The following is an 18126-nucleotide window of genomic DNA, read 5'->3' as shown; positions in this document are numbered from 1 at the left end:
GGCCCGGTGAATTACCGGGCCTTTTGTATTCAACCTAAGAGGTTGTTTCAATATTGCTTCTGCTTTTCTCGAAATGATGAAATTTCTTTGATAGCTGTTCTGAAATTGATAGTACGTCGGGGTGAAAAAGATGTGCCAAAAGTTCAATGCCACTGGTCAAAGTACTTGCAGATGATTGGGTAAATAAATCAAAATCGGCTACAAAAACCTTGCCCTCTCGAACTGCTTTTATATCGCGCCAACCTTCTTTTTTGGTTAACAAATGCATTTCTTCTAAAGTGCGTTCTATGGTAAAACCACAGGGTGCTATAACCATAATTTCAGGATCATACTTTAAAATTTTATTCCATGAAGTCACCGTACTATCTCCTGAAGGGTTTGACAGCATATCGACTCCACCGGCATAGGCAATTTGATCTGGAATCCAATGTCCACAATTAAAAATAGGCGCAAGCCACTCCATCAATAAAACCCTTTTAGGCATTGCTTTTGACGCTCGTAGCGCATCAACCACCAAATCAAGTCTATCGTACAATTTAGCAAGATATTGGTAGGCTACTTCCTCTTTCCCCAGTGCTTTGGCTATGGTTAGTGCATTATCAAAAACATCGCTAAGGGAAGCGGGACTTATTGAAATTAAAGCTGGTTGCTTTTCTAGTTTGGCAACGGCAGCTGACGTGCAAGCCATATCAATCTGACAAACATCACACATATCTTGTGTGAAAATAACATCTGGAGCGATTTCACTCAGTAGTTCTTCATCTACATAATATAATTTTTTGCCTTGATTCTTGCTTGCTGAGAAAAAAGCATCAATTTCTAAACTTGTATAATTCTTACCTTCAAATATGCATCGTACTACAGGCTGTTTTTCTTTTAATGCGATTTCTGGGCATTCAAAAGTAACACCATGAATGTGGTCTTCTAAACCCATATCATACAACATTTGGGTCACAGCAGGTAGAAAAGAGCAAACGGTCAACATGTTTTTCTTTATAAACTAAGATTAAGACCTAGGCGCGCATTCGTTCCTCTTGTAGTAAAACCAAGAATCTCAACATAGGTTTCGTTAAATAGGTTTTCTACATTCAAAAATACACTTAAGGTATTATCAATCAACTCATGTTTAAAATATAAATTAAACAATGAAAAAGCATCAAGTCGAACATCTTCAAAGGGGAAACTACTAAAATCGGTATCCAATCGCTCCCCTGTATATGCGTATGAAAAAGAGCCATAGGTCTTATTGGTAAAATTGTAGCCGATGGAAGCATTTAACTTATGCTTGGGTATTCGAATGGCATTGTCACCCTTGCGTTCTGTGAATGTATAGTTGGCAGCGATTTCCAAAGCTTGATTGGGTTCCCAGAAGACCTCAGTTTCTAAACCACTTACGTCAATTTCATCAGAGATGTTTATAGTAGTGAAATTTTGATCGAAACCAAATCTGTCCTTTTCATTCCTATCAAAATAAACAACCCCAATTCTTAGTTTCTCATTAACTGTATATTCTAATCCTCCTTCAAGAGTTCTATTTTCCTCAGGTATCAAATCAGGGTTGGCACCAAAATCACCAAACAATTGTATAAGAGCTGGTGTAATATACGAGGTAGCATATGAACCTAGTAATTTTATATATCCGTCATCTGTGGTAAGGGCATAGGAAGGGTTTATATTATAAACAAATTTATTCCCATATTCAGAGTGTGTATTATATCTTCCACCAATATTTAGGTTAAACCCTGTACCAGATACATAAACAATATTAGTATAAGGGTCAATAATAGTAAAGTCAGCATCTTGACTAAAAATGGCCTCATCTTTATTATAACTAACACCTAGGATTGTATGCCATTTTTTAGCAATAATATACTTGTTGTATAACTCTAAAAATAAGCCTCTTCCATTGGTAACAGCTTCTCCAAAAGAACTATTAGAATCGGAAGTGTAATCGGCATAAGAAGCATTTAAATGCAAGGAACCTTTTTCATTATATCCTAAAGTTGAGGAAACACCTACTCGTTCTTGATCCTGTTTAAAACGATTGGGAGCTTCAGCAAAAGCCGCATCAAATTCAGTATTGTAGTTTGTTTTGTTCCCAAAGATCGAAACAGAAAAATTATCTGAAAAATTATACCCCAAACGCGCATCAGCACTATATTGTGAAAAAGCATCCTGCTCATTTTCAGGAGTAACCGCTGCTGAAAGTCCATCAGAATAACGATTAGAAATACCAACACTATAATTGAAGGTATTCAAACTCCCACTTATCAAGGCGCTATTGGTGAAACGTCTAAAGTGATAGTTTTGGTTTTCTGCTGTTTGATTTGTTGCAATGGCCGACTTTATATTGGCTGCAATCTTCTTTTTTGAACTTTTTTTGGTAGTAATATTAATGACGGCAGTGGCGGCATTGGTACCATACAAGGTACTTGAAGCCCCTTTGATAATTTCTATCGTTTCAATATTAGCCGTAGAAAGCAAACGTAAATCATACTGTGGCGAAAAGGAAGAGGGATCCGTCACACGTATGCCATCAATTAGAACAAGTACTTGTCTACCTCTTCCACCTCGGGCAAAAACACCTAAAACATCGCCATCTCTACCCCGGCTACCGGCAATTTCAATTCCACTTTTTGAATTAATTAATTCCGCTAAGGTTCTACCCTGGTTACGTTCTAACTCTTTTGCCGAAATTTTGACAATGGTTTTTCCTGAATTTTCACGTTTTAAATTAAAACGGGAATCACTTACCACTACTTCGTCCAATTCTTGAACGGTAATGGAATCATTCTGCTGTTCTTGGGCAGCAATGCCTGTGCATACCAATGCGGTAGCACAAAGGCTCATAAAGCTTTTGTTCATTTTTTTAATCTCTAATCCGAGCGAATAGATAGTATGTCTGTACCCATACGTAAACTTCTATCCCGAAAGTTTAACAATAGTTGTTTGAATTTGGCAGGTCTCCTGACTTGTTTCTGTTAGTCTACCTTCCCGCTATACGCAGTGGTTTTGAAGAAACTAACAGCTCAATTTAATAAGATGCCTATATAAATCTGTCTAATGACAAATAGTATCGGCATAAACTTTACAGTTGCGGGAACAGTTCCGGATTTTCGCCGGATTCCCTTTTAATCCCACCATCATAAAAAGATGATCGAAACCAAAATTCGAATCAAAAGTAAACATTTTGTTTAATCTTTTAACTCAAAGTTTAAATAATACTACTTTTGAAAGTAATTTAATTTCGAGATTTGAAAAAAGTACTATTTCTTTTAGCTGTCTTAATTTTGTTTTCCTGCAAGCAGGAAAAAAAAGAAAAGCTATCGCCGCCAGTTTCTAATGAAAGCATTAAAATTAAGTATGCAAAGGGGTTTTCTATTGAAAAATCGAGCTCCGGACTCACGCTTATTAAACTTACATCGCCTTGGCCAAATGCCGAGACCACTTTTACATATGCACTCGTACCGAAAGAAATCGCACCATTTACCACGTTAAACAAAGAAGCCTACGATGCCATTATTACGGTTCCCGTAGAACGTGTTATCGTAACTTCCACAACGCACATACCTGCCCTAGAAGCTCTTGGCGCCCTAGATAAACTTGTAGGGTTTCCGAACACATCCTTTATATCTTCTAAAAAGGCGAGACGATTAATTGATGTGGGTCGTATAAAAGAATTGGGAAACAATGAAGCCTTAAATACGGAGATGATTATTACCTTAAACCCCGATGTCATCGTTGGCTTTGGTATTGACAATCAAAACAAGACCTATAAAACGCTTCAAAAATCAAATATTTCAGTAGTTTATAATGGAGAGTGGGTAGAAGAAACTCCTTTAGGAAAAGCAGAGTGGATTAAATTTTTTGCACCCTTTTTCGACGCGGAAATAAAAGCGGATAGTATTTTCAATAGCATTGAAAAAGCATACGATGAAGCCAAAACATTGGCACAAAAGGCAACCAAAAGGCCCACAGTGTTAAGCGGTGGTTTGTATAAAGATGTATGGTATGCTGCCGGGGGGAAAAGTTGGGTTGCGCAATTTTTGCAAGATGCACACTGCGACTACATTTACAAAGATGCAGCTGCACATGGAAGCCTCTCTTTAAGCTTAGAAAGTGTCTTGGATAAGGCACATAAAGCCGATTTTTGGCTAAACCCCTCTTTACACGTTTCTTATAAAGAATTGATAAACGCCAATGAACATTATAAACAATTTGATGCTTTTAAAAACAAAAAAGTATACACAAATGTTAGTGTAAAAGGTGAAACTGGGGGGCTCTTATTTTACGAACTTGCGCCTCAGCGACCCGATTTGGTGCTAAAAGACCTGATCCATATATTTCACCCTGAGCTTTTGCCAGAGTATCAGAATGTCTTTTTCAAGCCTCTAGAATAATTTGAACAATCCAACCAAATACCACACCTCATTCATACTGCTGCTCTTAGCTTTGCTAATGTGTTTCGCGCTGAATATAAGTTTAGGGTCGGTTTCCATACCGTTTAAAGTCACACTGAGTGAACTATTTTTAGGCCCTATTCAAAATGAATCTTGGCACTACATCATCTGGAATTATAGAATTCCCAAAGCTATTACTGCAATCTTAGCGGGAAGTGCCTTGGCGTTGAGCGGGCTGCTAATGCAAACCTTATTTCGTAACCCGCTTGCCGGCCCCTTTGTATTGGGTATTAGCTCTGGTGCCAGCCTTGGCGTAGCACTTTTAATCATGGGATCCTCCATTTTTTCGGGTCTGGCCGCCTTCGAAATTGCGAATAGTATTTCACTTGCCGTTGGAGCCAGTTTAGGTAGTTTTCTAGTTTTATTGGCGGTCTTGACAGTAGCCACAAGAGTAAAAGACACCATGACCTTGTTGATCATAGGACTGATGTTTGGCAGCATTACATCGGCAATTGTCAGTGTACTCTCCTACTTCACCAGCTCAGAAGAATTGCAACAGTATGTCTACTGGTCATTCGGTAGTTTAGGCGATTTATATTGGTCGCAACTGGCCCTTTTAGGGGTTATCATCCTTATCGGAATACTCCTGAGCATAGCTTCAATAAAATCATTGAACTCACTATTGCTCGGCGAACATTATGCAAGGAGTTTGGGGGTACAACTAAAAAAATATCGATATATCATTATCATCGCCACAGCTTTGCTGGCGGGAAGTGTTACGGCCTTTGCAGGACCAATTGCCTTTGTCGGCCTTGCAGTGCCTCACTTGACACGTCAACTATTTAATACTACTGATCATAAGGTACTGGTTCCCGCAGTACTGTTATCAGGAGCTATTTTAATGCTGCTCTGCGACATGGTTGCGCAATTACCAGGTTCTGCCAATGTGCTTCCCATAAACGCCATAACTAGCATCATTGGTGCTCCTGTGGTCATTTGGCTTTTAACCCGTAAGCGCAGAATGTTGTTTTGAGTGCCAAAAGTCAACATATCACCCTTAGTACGCAAGATCTCTCCATTGGATACAAGAATATTACGGTAGCAAGTAATCTTAGTTTTAATACTCTTTCTGGAGAGCTGATGGGTATTGTCGGAGTCAATGGTATTGGAAAGTCAACTTTGTTAAGAACTTTAGGTAACATACAACCTGCCATATCAGGAACCGTTGCTATTGAGAACAAAGCTCTAGACACCTTTAATACAATAGAATTAGCCGCAGAAATCAGTGTGGTGCTAACCGAACCAATAGCCTCTAAAAACCTAACAGTTCAAGAACTCATCGCCCTAGGAAGACACCCCTATACGAACTGGATTGGCACTTTAACGCCGCTAGATAAATCTAAAATCAGCCATGCCATACAGATGCTTGAGCTAGAGGATTTAATTGGCAAAAAGTGCTATGAATTGAGTGATGGCCAATTACAACGCGTGTTAATTGCCCGAGCGCTAGCGCAAGATACAAGCATCATTTTATTGGATGAGCCTACCACGCATTTAGACCTATACCATAAAGTACAAATTTTAAAACTGTTGAAAAACATCACAGCAGATACAAAGAAAACGATTCTTTTTACCAGCCATGAAATAGAGTTGGTACTGCAACTCTGCGATAAAATGCTGGTGTTAAACGCAAATGGCAGTATTTACGGAACCCCTAGCGAGCTTATTGATAATGGAGCTTTTGACAATTTGTTTCCTTCCGATACAGTTACCTTTGATCAACATACCAAGACTTTCCGAATTAAAAAGTAAAACCGCTACTTGTTTCATTTTGCGGGTCAATCTTGTATATTTACTCGCTATTCTTTTAAACAGAAATGAACGAATTATTGATATATCTTTTGGTTGGATTGGTTTGCCTTGCTGCGGGTTATTTTCTGGGGAATTATATCCAAAACCTGAAGACCAGATCAAATCAGAGTGCGCTTCAAGAACGACAGCAACAACTTACCAATAACCTCAGCGTACTTGAACAACGCCTTCGTGATACCGAAGAACATAAAACCCATTTACAAACCGAAAAGGAACAACTAGGCAATCAAATTGTACGCTATGAGGCTGACCTTGAAAACCTCCATTTAAAAAATAGAGAGCAAAAAGAAGAAGTAGAAAAACTACAGGAAAAATTCACCAAAGAATTCGAAAACCTCGCGAATAAAATATTAGAAGAGAAAAGTCTCAAGTTCACCGAACGTAACGAGAAGAACATCAAAGACATTCTTACCCCTTTGAATGAAAAGATTCAGTTGTTTGAGAAGAAGGTTGAAGAAAGTCAAAAAGAGAATATCAGCATACACTCTGCCTTGAAAGAACAATTATTACATCTTCAAACGCAAAATCTTAAAATAACCCAAGAAGCCGAAAACTTGACTAAGGCCTTAAAAGGGGATAGTAAAATGCAAGGAAATTGGGGTGAACTCGTGCTTGAACGCGTACTTGAAAAGTCAGGTTTAGAAAAAGATCGCGAATATACTGTGCAACAAAGTTTTACTTTAGATGACGGTTCACGTGTACTTCCTGACGTGATTATCAACCTGCCTGACGGCAAGAAGATGATTGTAGATTCGAAGGTTTCGCTAACGGATTATGAACGTTTTGTAAATGCTGAAGACGATGACGAACAGGCCAAATTTCTTAAAGACCATATCAATTCTCTGCGTAGGCATGTGGACCAGTTGTCGGCAAAAAAATACGAGGATCTGTATGAGATGGAAAGTCCTGATTTTGTGTTACTTTTCATTCCTATAGAACCGGCATTTGCCATTGCAATAAACAATGATAACTCATTATATAATAAGGCTTTTGAGCAGAACATCGTAATTGTTACCCCCTCTACCTTGTTGGCTACACTGCGTACCATCGACACCATGTGGAACAATGAAAAGCAGCAGCGAAATGCCATTGAAATCGCCCGACAAGCTGGGGCACTTTATGACAAATTTGAAGGTTTTGTAAGCGACCTTACCAAGGTGGGCAAAAAGATGGACGACGCCAAAGACGAATACAAAGGCGCCATGAATAAATTGGTCGAAGGGCGCGGAAATATTATTATAAGTATTGAAAAGTTGAAGAAGATGGGAGCTAAAGCAAAGAAGTCGATCCCCGAGCCTATTTTGAAGCGAGCTCAAGAGGATGACCTATCAAACGACGAGACGGGCTTCGAAGAACCGAAATTAGAACTATGAAGAAAATACTTGGTTTTGGATTGTTTGGGGTACTTCTGCTTTTAATGGCGTATTATGCCTTTATTTATTTTGTACCCTATAGTGAAGGAACCCGTTCGGGAGAACTGATTAAAATAAGCAATAAGGGAGTGCTCGTAAAAACCTGGGAGGGCGAAATCAGCCAGGGCATATCTGGAGCTCAAATCTTTACCTTTTCCGTTTTGGACAAGGACCAAGAGGTAATTAATAAATTACAAGAATATCAAGGACAATACGTAAAGCTCAATTATGTAGAACGCTTTGCTACCTTCTTTTGGATGGGAGATACCAAATATTTCATCACCAAAGTAACGAAAGAACAGTCACCGCACATCCGAAATTAGCCTATGGAAAAGTATAAGACAGCTAGCGAATCAAGGCTCTCTATTACAGAACTTATGCTTCCCTCACATTCAAATTTTGGAGGTAAGATACACGGTGGGCATATTCTAAGTTTAATGGACCAAATTGCCTTTGCTTGCGCATCTAAACATTCTCGCCAATATTGCGTAACCGCCTCCGTAAACCGGGTTGATTTTCGTAGTCCTGTAGAGGTTGGTGAGTTGTTGACTTTGAAAGCTTCCATCAATTACACGGGAAGAACTTCAATGGTCGTAGGGGTTCGTGTAGAGTCGCAAAATATCACTACAGGTAAAAGACGGCACTGCAACTCTTCCTATTTCACCATGGTTGCCAAAGACGATAAAGGCAACAGCATTGAAGTACCGGGCCTGCTGGTTCAAGATGAACAAGGGGTACGCCGGTTTGCTCGTAGTAAATTTCGTAAAGAGTCTGCCTTTAGACGCGATACGCAATTTGACGAAAGCAATTTCAAAATGAACGCGTATTTGGAATCCTTATTGGACGAAAACATCAAGATTGAGTTGAAGTGATTCCCGCAGCGGCTTCGTCAACAAACCAAAACAATCTTCCCGAGGATGGATCTACCAAACGCGCGGGGTAATTTTCATAGTTTCCTGTTTGGTTTTTAATCTCGGTAAATTTTTCAGCTTTACTTTCTCCAGTTACCAAAAACACTACCGAATCGGCATTGTTAATGATTTGTCCGGTTAGGGTTACACGCCGCTGCCCAGAATTTGGGTGAACGGCCACCTCACAGTACTTTTCAGAATGCCACAAAGCAATTTCATGTGGAAAGATCGATGCCGTATGGCCATCATCACCCATACCTAGAATTACCAAATCAAACTGAGGCATGTTTTCCGCTTTAGGCAAACACTCCTCTAAAAGTTCGGCATATCGTTTTGCTTCGTATTCAGGTTCGTTCTCACCCTTTATTCTATGTATATTTTCTTCGGGAATAGCAATTTTGGAAATCAAATGCTCAACGGTCATTTTGTAATTGCTCTGGTCATCGGTAGGCTCCACACAGCGTTCATCGCCCCAATACAGGTGAACTCCGCTCCAATCAATATCGCCTTGAAAATTAGACGCCAGCTCGTCAAATACAATTCTGGGGGTACTACCGCCCGAAAGTGCAATATGCACTGTTGACCTATTTGCGATCATAATAGCCAAGAACCTCGAAAAGTTCAAGGCTACCTCTTGTTTTGTTTTCGATATTTTCAGTCTCATAAAGTAGTGATCGCGAAGATAGCGCGGCAAACTTTTACTATTAAAACAAAAGTTTGCTTCCTCGCTCTTCGGCTCTTAATTAGTTTAAACAAATAGTAATACGCCTAACCAAACAATGCTAAATCAACAGATAACACAAAACCCAGGATCGTCCGCCAAATTGGGTCCGGGATTACGCCACATGCCATAACCTTCGATCAATTCATCGGCATTCACGGGGCCCCATACACCAGCAGAATACCCGTAAACCTTCGCATCTGATTTCTTCCAATAGTCTAAAATCGGATTGACAAATTCCCAAGCCGCCTCCACCTCATCGGCTCGGGCGTAGAGCGTGGCATCACCTTGCATAGCATCTAGAAGCAATCGTTCGTAAGCTTCCATGACGTGCGTTTCTGTGAGTCCTGAATAATAAAAATCAAGATTGGCCCGCTCTACCTTAAATCCTTGTCCTGGTACCTTAACGCCGAACTTAACTAAGATGCCCTCATCGGGTTGAATGCGAATAATCAATTTGTTGTCTTTATTGAACATTCCTGAATCCTTAAAAATCTGATGATGCGGCGATTTAAAATGAATTACGACCTCAGTGACCTTAGTGGGCATACGCTTGGCAGTACGAACATAGAAGGGTACGTTTTTCCATCGCCAGTTATCAACAAAAAACTTAATGGCTGCATAGGTCTCTGTGGTAGATTCTGAATGCACACCGTCTTCTTCGCGGTAACCCTTGACCATTTCGCCATTAATATTCGAACCAACGTATTGGGCTCGAATCGTATGATCGTGGAGTACTTTTTCATCACGCATAATTCGCAGCGAACGTAAAGCCTTGACCTTTTCATTGCGAATTTCTTCAGCATTTGCGTCTATGGGCGGCTCCATTACAATAAGTGAAACAATTTGTAGCAGATGGTTTTGAAACATATCGCGCAGAGCCCCAGATCCGTCATAATAGCCTCCTCTTGAACCTACGCCTCCACTCTCTGCATTGGTAATCTCTACATGACTAATATAATTGCGATTCCATAAAGGCTCGAAAATACTATTAGCAAAACGCGTGACCAATAGGTTTTGAACTGTTTCTTTACCTAAATAATGATCTATTCGATAAATTTGAGATTCTCTAAAGTACTGCTGCAGGCCTTTATTCAAAGCTTTTGCCGTTTCCAAATCATAACCAAAAGGTTTTTCAACTATCAGCCGCTTACAACCCATCGACTCATTGTTCAGACCTTGTTCCGTAAGGTTTTTTGCAATGGCCTCAAAAAGACTAGGGGGCGTTGATAAGTAGAAAATGTAATTGTCGTCGGTTTGATATTTTAAATTTAAATCTGAAATGCGTTTTTCTAGGCGATTGTAATCAACATCATAGGTTGAGCCCAAATCTTCGTAAAAGATTTTTTCAGCAAAGGCATCGACCAAACCAAAGTCTTCAACAGTGGCCTTACTTTTTAAATGGTCGTTCTCTAGAACTACTTTTTTGCGAAACTCGGCATCTGTCATATCGCTTCGGCTCACCCCCAATACCACAAAATTTTCAGGAAGGTGCTGCCCCTTAAAAAGATTAAACAATCCGGGCACTAGCTTTCTTGCGGTCAAATCTCCGGAAGCACCGAAAATAACTAGCATTTGGTTTTCTGTTTTGTTCATAGCAATAAGCGAATCTTAGTTTTTAAATATACTCATCCTACCGGAGTTTCCAAGCTTGGATAGGATCAAAACCCAATATTTTAATTTATTTTTGACGCTGACGCAATTACGACAATACTTAATAAACACTAAAAGTAATAGATGAAAGGAACATACGATTTCGGATTAGTAGGGTTAGGTGTCATGGGACGCAATTTTATTTTAAATGTCGCGGATAATAATTTTACCGCATTTGGGTATGATTTAGATACCGAAAAAGTTAAGGCCCTACGGGAAGAAGGTGGAGACACCAGCAAAGTAGATGCTACCACAAAGGTTGAAGATTTCGTTCAAGCACTTTCCTTGCCACGAAAAATTATGTTATTGGTTCCTGCCGGGCAGATTGTAGATACCGTTATCGAAGGATTACTGTCGTATTTAGACAAAGATGATATTATAATTGACGGAGGAAATTCTTTCTTTACAGATACCGATCGGCGTGAAGCCTATCTCTCGGTAAAAGGAATTCATTTCTTTGGCGCGGGGGTTTCCGGCGGGGCAAAAGGAGCACGTCTAGGGCCCAGTATTATGCCCGGAGGAAACCGGGAAGCCTACCAATATGTAAAACCAATTTTCGAAGCAGTTTCGGCAAAGTATGAAGGTGAACCTTGTGTAACCTACCTAGGTCCAAAATCTGCTGGTAACTATGTGAAAATGGTGCATAACGGTATTGAATACGGACTCATGCAATTGACATCGGAAATCTATGACTTACTCAAAAAAGGTGGTGATTTTAATAACGATGAACTCCATCAAACCTATGCCAATTGGAATGCAGGTCGGTTACAGTCGTTTTTGGTAGAGATTACATCGGAGATTTTCGAACAAGATGATGATTTGGGAGAGGGAAGATTGGTCGATAAAATACTGGACAAAGCCAAACAAAAAGGTACCGGCAAATGGACCAGCCAAAATGCGATGGATTTGGGCATTCCTGTTCCGTCTATCGATATTGCCGTGAGCATGCGAGAAATATCCGCCTTAAAAGAAGAACGCTTACAGGCTGATAAAATGTATGGTCGACCCAAGGTCGAACAGATGGATAAAGCCGTGTTGGCCAAATTGGCTGAAGAAGCCTTATACTTTTCCTTTATCATAACCTATGCACAAGGTTTGCATCAACTGGCTGATGCCTCAAAAGAATACGGTTACGAATTGGAAATTGCTGAAATCGCCAAAATCTGGCGAGCAGGGTGTATTATCCGCGCCGGATTGTTAGCCGATATCACCGAAGCATTTAATGCCGATAAGGCCTTGCCAAACCTTCTACTTTCACCGTCGTTCACAGAGAAAGTACAAGTTACAGTAGGTGCAGCTAGAACCTTAGTGGCATATGCCGCAAAAAATGGTATTCCTGTACCCGGACTATCAAATTCATTAACGTATTTTGATGCCTATACATCTTCTAGATTACCTTTAAACCTAATTCAAGCCCAACGTGATTATTTTGGTTCGCATACCTATGAACGTTTAGATAAGGAAGGGGTTTTTCATACAGAGTGGGATAAAAAATAGATGATTAGGGACTTTAACTTCTAAAATACAACGTATGTATACCAAAAAAATATATAGCGCCAAGCAAATGGTTTTATGGACTCGCTATGAAACTTTATTGTTTTTTGTCATCATTGCAGCTTGGGTAGCTGCCTATTACTTTCTCGATTTATCATGGTTTAAAATTCCTTGGACACCTTTGGCTCTGATTGGTACCGCCGTTGCCTTTGTTATCGGGTTTCAAAATAATTCTGCATACGGGAGAATTTGGGAGGCCCGGAAAATTTGGGGCGGTATCGTAAATACCTCTCGCACCTTTGGAATGTTCGTGCAAGACATGATAACCAATGAGCATGCAATAGATAATTTATCTGAAGAGCAATTAAAAACTGAAATCAAAACGCTGACGTATCGTCATATTGCTTGGATGACTGCCCTACGGCATGCCATGCGCGCTTCCAAACCTTGGGAAACCATAGTAAAATCGAGAACAGATGGTGAATGGGGTATTAAACCCCCTGAATTCGAAGCCAATTTACAAGATGATTTAAAAGGGTATGTTTCTGATGATGACCTACAAGAGGTGATGGGTAAAAACAATAAACAAACTGCTTTGCTATATCTGCAGTCTCACCATCTTAGAAGGCTTAAGGAACAAGGTGTTATTTGGGAATTTTCATTTTTAGAATTGGAAGGGGTGTTACAGGAGCTTTTTACCCTTCAAGGAAAAAGTGAGCGTATCAAAAACTTTCCCTATCCTAGACATTTTGCCACACTAAATCATTTCTTTATGTGGGTTTTTGTGCTGTTGCTGCCTTTAGCGATGGTGCCCCAATTTGGAGAAATAGGAAACAGCGTCAAAGAAACTTTTCCATTGATTGGTGACTTATTCGTTTGGTTCTGTATTCCGTTTTACGTCATTGTTTCTTGGATATTTCATACCATGGAAAGGATTGGCAGAACGGGGGAAAACCCTTTTGAAGGTACAGCTAATGATGTTCCTATATCGACAATTGCTAGGGGTATTGAAATTGATCTTCGGCAGAATTTGGGTGAAGCCGACGAAGACATTCCCGATCAGTTTCCTGTAAAACGTCATACACAGTTTTAATTTTCAATGGCTAAAACAGTATATCGAGTCTATGTTATTGAACTCTCGAAAAAAGTCTTTACTGAAAACAGAAAGTTTCGAGAGGCAAATCCTCAATTTAATGGGGTGCTGCAATGTCTTTATGTGGGCATGACCAGCAAAACGCCCAAGGAACGGTTCGAGCAACACAAAACGGGTTATATAAATAAAAAAGGGCACAAACTTTCGGCAAAGTTGGTAGAGCAATATGGATTGTATCTCCGCGGTAGCCTTTATCAACATATCGACCCAATGACCAACCGTTCCGAAGCCCTTCATACCGAAGAACAATTGGCTTTGGAACTGCGCAGACAAGGCTATGCCGTTTGGTACAATTAAGAAAATTCACAGGCAGTTCTTAATCAAAAAAAATAAGGAAACTCCTGCTATTCGGTGTACTAAGGAATATCAAGAATACAAGGGAAGAGTGTATTTCGAATATCAAACAGAGAGCTGATTTAAGAGGAACCTACGATATCATACTAATTTATTCAAATTAGCGTTTGCTAGTAGGGGCACATAATCAAAATCTAAATTATGCGACCTTATATCTTCGCCTTGCTAGCTTTATTCTTTTTTTCATGCTCCGAAAGTGAACCCGATGCGCTAGTAGTTGATAATCAAGAAACTAACGATCCCACAGCTTTTATTGACGATTTTAACGGTAGTGGTGCCTTGATAGATTACGTAACAAATAATGCCGCAGCATTACCACAAGTAACACAATCAGAAAATCGATATCATGCATTGCTTACAGATAATTCCAACAATGTAACCTTACACTTCAATCAAGATCAAGGAAGATTAGACGCCAAGTCAGTATCATTTCCGTTCGAATTTGTCGCCAGAAATATAGGTATTGGAACGGTAGAAGATTCACAAACAGCAGGTGCTCCAACGAACAATCCTTATGTTTTTTCTGGTGTTCAAGTTCATGTAGAAGATTTCAACTCTATCAATTCATCGCACGTGGTCGTTGGGCATAGAGGACCTACAGCTTTTACCATTGAAGGAAAAAACACCTTGAACGGAAATTCTTCAGTGAATGATATTGGCGCAAATACGGTTCCTAGTGGCAGGGCAGATATCAGAATAGTAGGAAACGAAGATAGAACCCTTACCATATATTGGCAACTGCCTAATTTGAGTCATACCGTAAATTCAGATAATTGGACATTATACAACGGCACAGGTAATTTGCCCGGTACCCCACCCACCTATGGAGAGACGGTGTACGTTGGACTCATAACCTATGCCTTTGGATCTAATGGTGTTCCTTTCGTCGGTACTTGCGACGCGATTCAAATTAGCGATTAATTAGGTAGCTAGCCGCCTTTATTTACTCAAATACATCTTTCGTCTTCCGTAGAGTTCGTAAAATTCATCATCTTTTAAACTATCGATGAATAGGATGCTCTCTCCTGTGCTCTTCATTTCAGGGCCCAAGTTTTTATTGACATTAGGAAATTTGTTAAAGGAGAAAACGGGTTGCTTGATGGCAAAGCCTTCTAGTTCAGGTTTAAAGTCAAAATCCTTCACTTTCTTTTCGCCCAACATTACCTTGGTAGCATAATTTACATACGGTTCTTTATACGCTTTGGCTATAAAAGGAACTGTTCTAGAAGCTCGTGGGTTTGCTTCGATGATATATACCTTATCATCTTTTATAGCAAATTGAATATTTATAAGCCCTACAGTATTTAGAGCCAATGCAATATTTTTTGTATGATCTTTGATTTGTTGCATCACAAATTCTCCAAGATTGAAAGGAGGAAGCGTTGCATTGGAATCTCCTGAGTGAATGCCACAGGGTTCGATATGTTCCATAATTCCAATGATATAGACATCCTTTCCATCACAAATAGCATCAGCTTCCGCCTCGATCGCACCGTCTAAATAGTGATCTAAAAGCAACTTATTATTCGGAATCTTACGCAGTAAATCTACCACATGTTCTTCCAATTCTTCTTTATTGATAACAATCTTCATTCCCTGCCCCCCAAGCACATACGAAGGCCTTACCAAAAGAGGAAAATCTAACTGATCAGCCAATTGCAAAGCTTCATCTGCAGTTTCGGCAACACCAAACTCTGGAAAGGGAATATCATTTTCCTTTAACAATTCAGAGAAACTACCACGATCTTCCGCCAAATCTAGCGAATCAAAGCTTGTTCCTATGATTTTGATTCCATATTTCGACAATTTTTCTGCTAATTTCAAAGCTGTCTGCCCTCCCAGTTGAACAATAACACCTTCCGGTTTTTCGTGACGAATAATATCGTAAATGTGTTCCCAGAAGACAGGTTCGAAATAGAGTTTATCAGCGGTATCGAAATCGGTAGAAACCGTTTCTGGATTACAGTTGATCATAATGGTTTCATAACCGCATTCCGCGGCGGCTAATACACCGTGTACACAGCAGTAATCGAATTCAATCCCCTGCCCTATTCGGTTAGGTCCTGAGCCAAGCACTACGATTTTTTTTCTATCCGATACTACACTGTCATTTTCTACATAACGCTCGCCTTCAGCAGTTTCAACTTCTGCCTCAAAGGTGGAGTAATAGTATGGGGTCATTGCCTTAAATTCCGCGGCACAGGTATCTACCAATTTATATACACGGTTGATGCTCAAGGCTGTTCGCTTATTGTATACTTCACTTTCGTAGCAATCAAGCATATGTGCTATCTGCCGATCAGCGAAACCCTTTTGTTTTGCTTCTAATAACAAGTCTTTGGAAAGGCTAGCAATAGTATATTGAGAAATTTCTTTTTCCAATTGATATAGCTCCTCGTATTGTTTCAAGAACCACATATCAATTCTGGTAATGTCGTGAATTCTGCTTAACGGAATTCCCATTTGAATGGCATCATAGATAACAAAAACACGGTCCCAACTTGGAATGGTCAATTTGCTGATAATCTGATCATAATTTTTGTAGCCTTTTCCGTCGGCACCTAACCCGTTTCTCTTAATTTCTAAAGATTGTGTTGCCTTATGCAATGCTTCTTGAAAAGAACGTCCAATTCCCATGACCTCACCAACCGCCTTCATTTGCAGACCAAGCGTTCTATCAGAGCCTTCAAATTTGTCGAAATTCCAACGTGGAATCTTGACAATCACATAATCTAAAGTTGGCTCGAACAATGCTGACGTAGATTTTGTAATCTGGTTTTCCAATTCATCCAAGGTATACCCAATAGCCAATTTTGTTGCAACTTTGGCGATAGGATACCCTGTCGCTTTTGATGCCAGTGCCGAAGATCGTGACACGCGTGGGTTGATTTCAATTGCAATAATTTCTTCTTTTTCATCAGGACTTACGGCGAATTGTACGTTACATCCTCCTTCAAAATCTCCAATACTTCGCATCATATGAATGGCCATATCACGCATTTTTTGATAGGTTTTATCTGATAGTGTCATCGCCGGTGCCACCGTAATCGAATCGCCCGTATGTATGCCCATCGGATCCATATTTTCAATGGCGCAGATAATAACAACATTATCGTTTTTATCACGAAGTAGTTCCAGTTCAAACTCCTTCCATCCCATCATTGCCTTATCGATCATCACTTCATGAATTGGTGATATCTCGAGGCCCCGACTTAAAAGCTCATCAAAATCTTCGGGCTTATAAACAATAGAAGCTCCGGCGCCTCCTAGTGTATATGAAGCTCGAATTACCAGCGGAAAACCAAATTCTTGCGCAATTTCTTTACCTTTCAAAAAAGAAGTAGCCGTTGCCTGAGGTGCCATACCCACACTTATTTCCAACATTAACTCTCTAAATTTTTCACGGTCTTCGGTAATGTTGATCGCATCGATATCAACACCTATCATTTTCACATCGAAATCCTCCCAAATACCTTTCTCATCAGCTTCAATACACAAATTCAATGCAGTTTGCCCACCCATAGTAGGTAGTACCGCATCAATTTGAGGATGTTCTTTTAATATCTCAACAATTGATTTGGTGGTCAATGGCTTTAGATATACATGATCTGCCATCGACGGGTCGGTCATAATGGTCGCCGGGTTACTGTTAATTAAGATAGTTTCGATTCCATCTTCGCGCAAGGAGCGCAAAGATTGTGAACCAGCGTAATCAAACTCACAGGCCTGCCCGATAATAATAGGTCCAGAACCAATAATCAAAATGGATTTTAAATCTTCTCTTTTTGGCATGTTCTTTTATGTACTTTGATAGTTGAAATATAAAGGGTTATGTGCAATTAAGGCATAAAAAAAAGGTGCTACTTTCGAAAAAGTAACACCTTCAATATTTTAAAAATATACAATCATTTATTTTTTGTGTCGAGGTTCAGAGGATACGCTAAGTTTTTTTCTTCCTTTCGCTCTTCTTCTAGCGAGAACTTTTCTTCCATTTACAGAAGCCATGCGCTCTCTAAAACCATGCTTGTTCCTTCTCTTTCTTCGTGATGGTTGATATGTTCTCTTTTGACCTGGCATTGTTAAATCCTTTTCTTAGTTGAATGCTTTACAGAACGACCTGTAAAACTGGGCGCAAATATACGAAGAGTTTTTGCTT

16 protein-coding genes and 1 riboswitch are annotated in these 18126 nt (G+C 39.8%); of the genes, 10 read left to right on the top strand and 6 right to left on the bottom strand.

Annotated features, from left to right (window positions below; all coding sequences use genetic code 11):
• Positions 1-34: 34 nt before the first annotated feature.
• Entirely contained in the window at positions 35-985 is a 951-nt protein-coding gene (locus tag ABJN95_RS10565; RefSeq protein WP_348370366.1) for an ABC transporter substrate-binding protein, read from the bottom strand.
• A gap of 8 nt (positions 986-993) precedes the next feature.
• Complete coding sequence (locus tag ABJN95_RS10560) at positions 994-2865, bottom strand: TonB-dependent receptor plug domain-containing protein (RefSeq protein ID WP_348370365.1); 1872 nt, start codon at positions 2863-2865, stop codon at positions 994-996.
• A gap of 74 nt (positions 2866-2939) precedes the next feature.
• Positions 2940-3183, bottom strand: a riboswitch (cobalamin riboswitch).
• Between the two features lie 71 nt (positions 3184-3254).
• Between ABJN95_RS10560 and ABJN95_RS10555 the strand changes: the two genes are divergently transcribed.
• The 6 genes from ABJN95_RS10555 to ABJN95_RS10530 all read left to right on the top strand — a co-directional run bounded on the left by ABJN95_RS10555 (position 3255) and on the right by ABJN95_RS10530 (position 8556).
• The gene (locus tag ABJN95_RS10555; RefSeq protein WP_348370364.1) at positions 3255-4400 is read left to right on the top strand and encodes an ABC transporter substrate-binding protein; all 1146 of its coding nucleotides are present in this window, start codon (positions 3255-3257) and stop codon (positions 4398-4400) included.
• A gap of 58 nt (positions 4401-4458) precedes the next feature.
• Positions 4459-5433: an iron ABC transporter permease gene (locus ABJN95_RS10550; protein ID WP_348371717.1), complete on the top strand. Its 975-nt coding sequence runs from the start codon at positions 4459-4461 to the stop codon at positions 5431-5433.
• On the top strand, positions 5430-6212 hold the full coding sequence (locus ABJN95_RS10545; protein WP_348370363.1) for an ABC transporter ATP-binding protein: 783 nt from the start codon (positions 5430-5432) through the stop codon (positions 6210-6212). The genes ABJN95_RS10550 and ABJN95_RS10545 overlap by 4 nt, the downstream gene beginning before the upstream one ends.
• A gap of 65 nt (positions 6213-6277) precedes the next feature.
• On the top strand, positions 6278-7645 hold the full coding sequence (rmuC, locus tag ABJN95_RS10540) for a DNA recombination protein RmuC (RefSeq protein WP_348370362.1): 1368 nt from the start codon (positions 6278-6280) through the stop codon (positions 7643-7645).
• Complete coding sequence (locus ABJN95_RS10535; protein WP_348370361.1) at positions 7642-8007, top strand: 6-phosphogluconate dehydrogenase; 366 nt, start codon at positions 7642-7644, stop codon at positions 8005-8007. The genes rmuC and ABJN95_RS10535 overlap by 4 nt, the downstream gene beginning before the upstream one ends.
• A 3-nt stretch (positions 8008-8010) precedes the next feature.
• Positions 8011-8556, top strand: coding sequence for an acyl-CoA thioesterase (locus ABJN95_RS10530; protein WP_348370360.1), 546 nt, complete (start codon positions 8011-8013; stop codon positions 8554-8556).
• Here ABJN95_RS10530 and pgl read toward each other — a convergent pair.
• Complete coding sequence (pgl, locus tag ABJN95_RS10525) at positions 8537-9259, bottom strand: 6-phosphogluconolactonase (RefSeq protein WP_348370359.1); 723 nt, start codon at positions 9257-9259, stop codon at positions 8537-8539. The two genes, ABJN95_RS10530 and pgl, sit on opposite strands and share 20 nt — an antisense overlap.
• Positions 9260-9382: 123 nt before the next feature.
• Positions 9383-10912: a glucose-6-phosphate dehydrogenase gene (gene zwf / locus ABJN95_RS10520; protein ID WP_348370358.1), complete on the bottom strand. Its 1530-nt coding sequence runs from the start codon at positions 10910-10912 to the stop codon at positions 9383-9385.
• Between the two features lie 141 nt (positions 10913-11053).
• On the opposite strand from zwf, the gene gndA reads away from it, so the two are divergent.
• The 4 genes from gndA to ABJN95_RS10500 all read left to right on the top strand — a co-directional run bounded on the left by gndA (position 11054) and on the right by ABJN95_RS10500 (position 14891).
• A complete protein-coding gene (gene gndA / locus ABJN95_RS10515; protein ID WP_348370357.1) occupies positions 11054-12466 on the top strand; it encodes an NADP-dependent phosphogluconate dehydrogenase in 1413 nt (470 codons plus the stop codon).
• 34 nt (positions 12467-12500) lie between these two features.
• Positions 12501-13556 (top strand): bestrophin family ion channel, encoded by a 1056-nt coding sequence (locus ABJN95_RS10510; RefSeq protein ID WP_348370356.1) that lies wholly within the window; start codon positions 12501-12503, stop codon positions 13554-13556.
• Positions 13557-13562: 6 nt separating this feature from the next.
• On the top strand, positions 13563-13913 hold the full coding sequence (locus ABJN95_RS10505) for a ribose-5-phosphate isomerase (RefSeq protein ID WP_348370355.1): 351 nt from the start codon (positions 13563-13565) through the stop codon (positions 13911-13913).
• A 198-nt stretch (positions 13914-14111) separates the two neighbouring features.
• Positions 14112-14891 carry a hypothetical protein gene (locus ABJN95_RS10500; RefSeq protein WP_348370354.1) on the top strand — a complete coding sequence of 260 codons (780 nt, stop codon included), beginning with the start codon at positions 14112-14114 and terminating at the stop codon, positions 14889-14891.
• Between the two features lie 18 nt (positions 14892-14909).
• Here ABJN95_RS10500 and carB read toward each other — a convergent pair whose 3' ends face one another.
• Together carB and rpmH are read right to left on the bottom strand one after the other, a co-directional pair.
• Positions 14910-17762 (bottom strand): carbamoyl-phosphate synthase large subunit, encoded by a 2853-nt coding sequence (gene carB / locus ABJN95_RS10495; protein ID WP_348370353.1) that lies wholly within the window; start codon positions 17760-17762, stop codon positions 14910-14912.
• Positions 17763-17879: 117 nt separating this feature from the next.
• The gene (rpmH, locus tag ABJN95_RS10490) at positions 17880-18047 is read right to left on the bottom strand and encodes a 50S ribosomal protein L34 (RefSeq protein WP_348370352.1); all 168 of its coding nucleotides are present in this window, start codon (positions 18045-18047) and stop codon (positions 17880-17882) included.
• Positions 18048-18126 lie beyond the last annotated feature (79 nt).

It is taken from the genome of Maribacter sp. (assembly GCF_039974175.1).
Taxonomy (GTDB): domain Bacteria; phylum Bacteroidota; class Bacteroidia; order Flavobacteriales; family Flavobacteriaceae; genus Maribacter_C.
Note: the sequence above shows the minus strand (reverse complement) of the source record. Positions and strands in the feature narration are given on the sequence as shown.

Coding starts and splice junctions, on each gene's coding strand:
- ABJN95_RS10565 (WP_348370366.1), bottom strand. CDS start 985: ATGTTGACCGTTTGCTCTTTTCTACCTGCTGTGACCCAAATGTTGTAT.
- ABJN95_RS10560 (WP_348370365.1), bottom strand. CDS start 2,865: ATGAACAAAAGCTTTATGAGCCTTTGTGCTACCGCATTGGTATGCACA.
- ABJN95_RS10550 (WP_348371717.1), top strand. CDS start 4,459: ATGTGTTTCGCGCTGAATATAAGTTTAGGGTCGGTTTCCATACCGTTT.
- rmuC (WP_348370362.1), top strand. CDS start 6,278: ATGAACGAATTATTGATATATCTTTTGGTTGGATTGGTTTGCCTTGCT.
- ABJN95_RS10535 (WP_348370361.1), top strand. CDS start 7,642: ATGAAGAAAATACTTGGTTTTGGATTGTTTGGGGTACTTCTGCTTTTA.
- ABJN95_RS10530 (WP_348370360.1), top strand. CDS start 8,011: ATGGAAAAGTATAAGACAGCTAGCGAATCAAGGCTCTCTATTACAGAA.
- pgl (WP_348370359.1), bottom strand. CDS start 9,259: ATGAGACTGAAAATATCGAAAACAAAACAAGAGGTAGCCTTGAACTTT.
- zwf (WP_348370358.1), bottom strand. CDS start 10,912: ATGAACAAAACAGAAAACCAAATGCTAGTTATTTTCGGTGCTTCCGGA.
- gndA (WP_348370357.1), top strand. CDS start 11,054: ATGAAAGGAACATACGATTTCGGATTAGTAGGGTTAGGTGTCATGGGA.
- ABJN95_RS10510 (WP_348370356.1), top strand. CDS start 12,501: ATGTATACCAAAAAAATATATAGCGCCAAGCAAATGGTTTTATGGACT.
- ABJN95_RS10505 (WP_348370355.1), top strand. CDS start 13,563: ATGGCTAAAACAGTATATCGAGTCTATGTTATTGAACTCTCGAAAAAA.
- ABJN95_RS10500 (WP_348370354.1), top strand. CDS start 14,112: ATGCGACCTTATATCTTCGCCTTGCTAGCTTTATTCTTTTTTTCATGC.
- carB (WP_348370353.1), bottom strand. CDS start 17,762: ATGCCAAAAAGAGAAGATTTAAAATCCATTTTGATTATTGGTTCTGGA.
- rpmH (WP_348370352.1), bottom strand. CDS start 18,047: ATGCCAGGTCAAAAGAGAACATATCAACCATCACGAAGAAAGAGAAGG.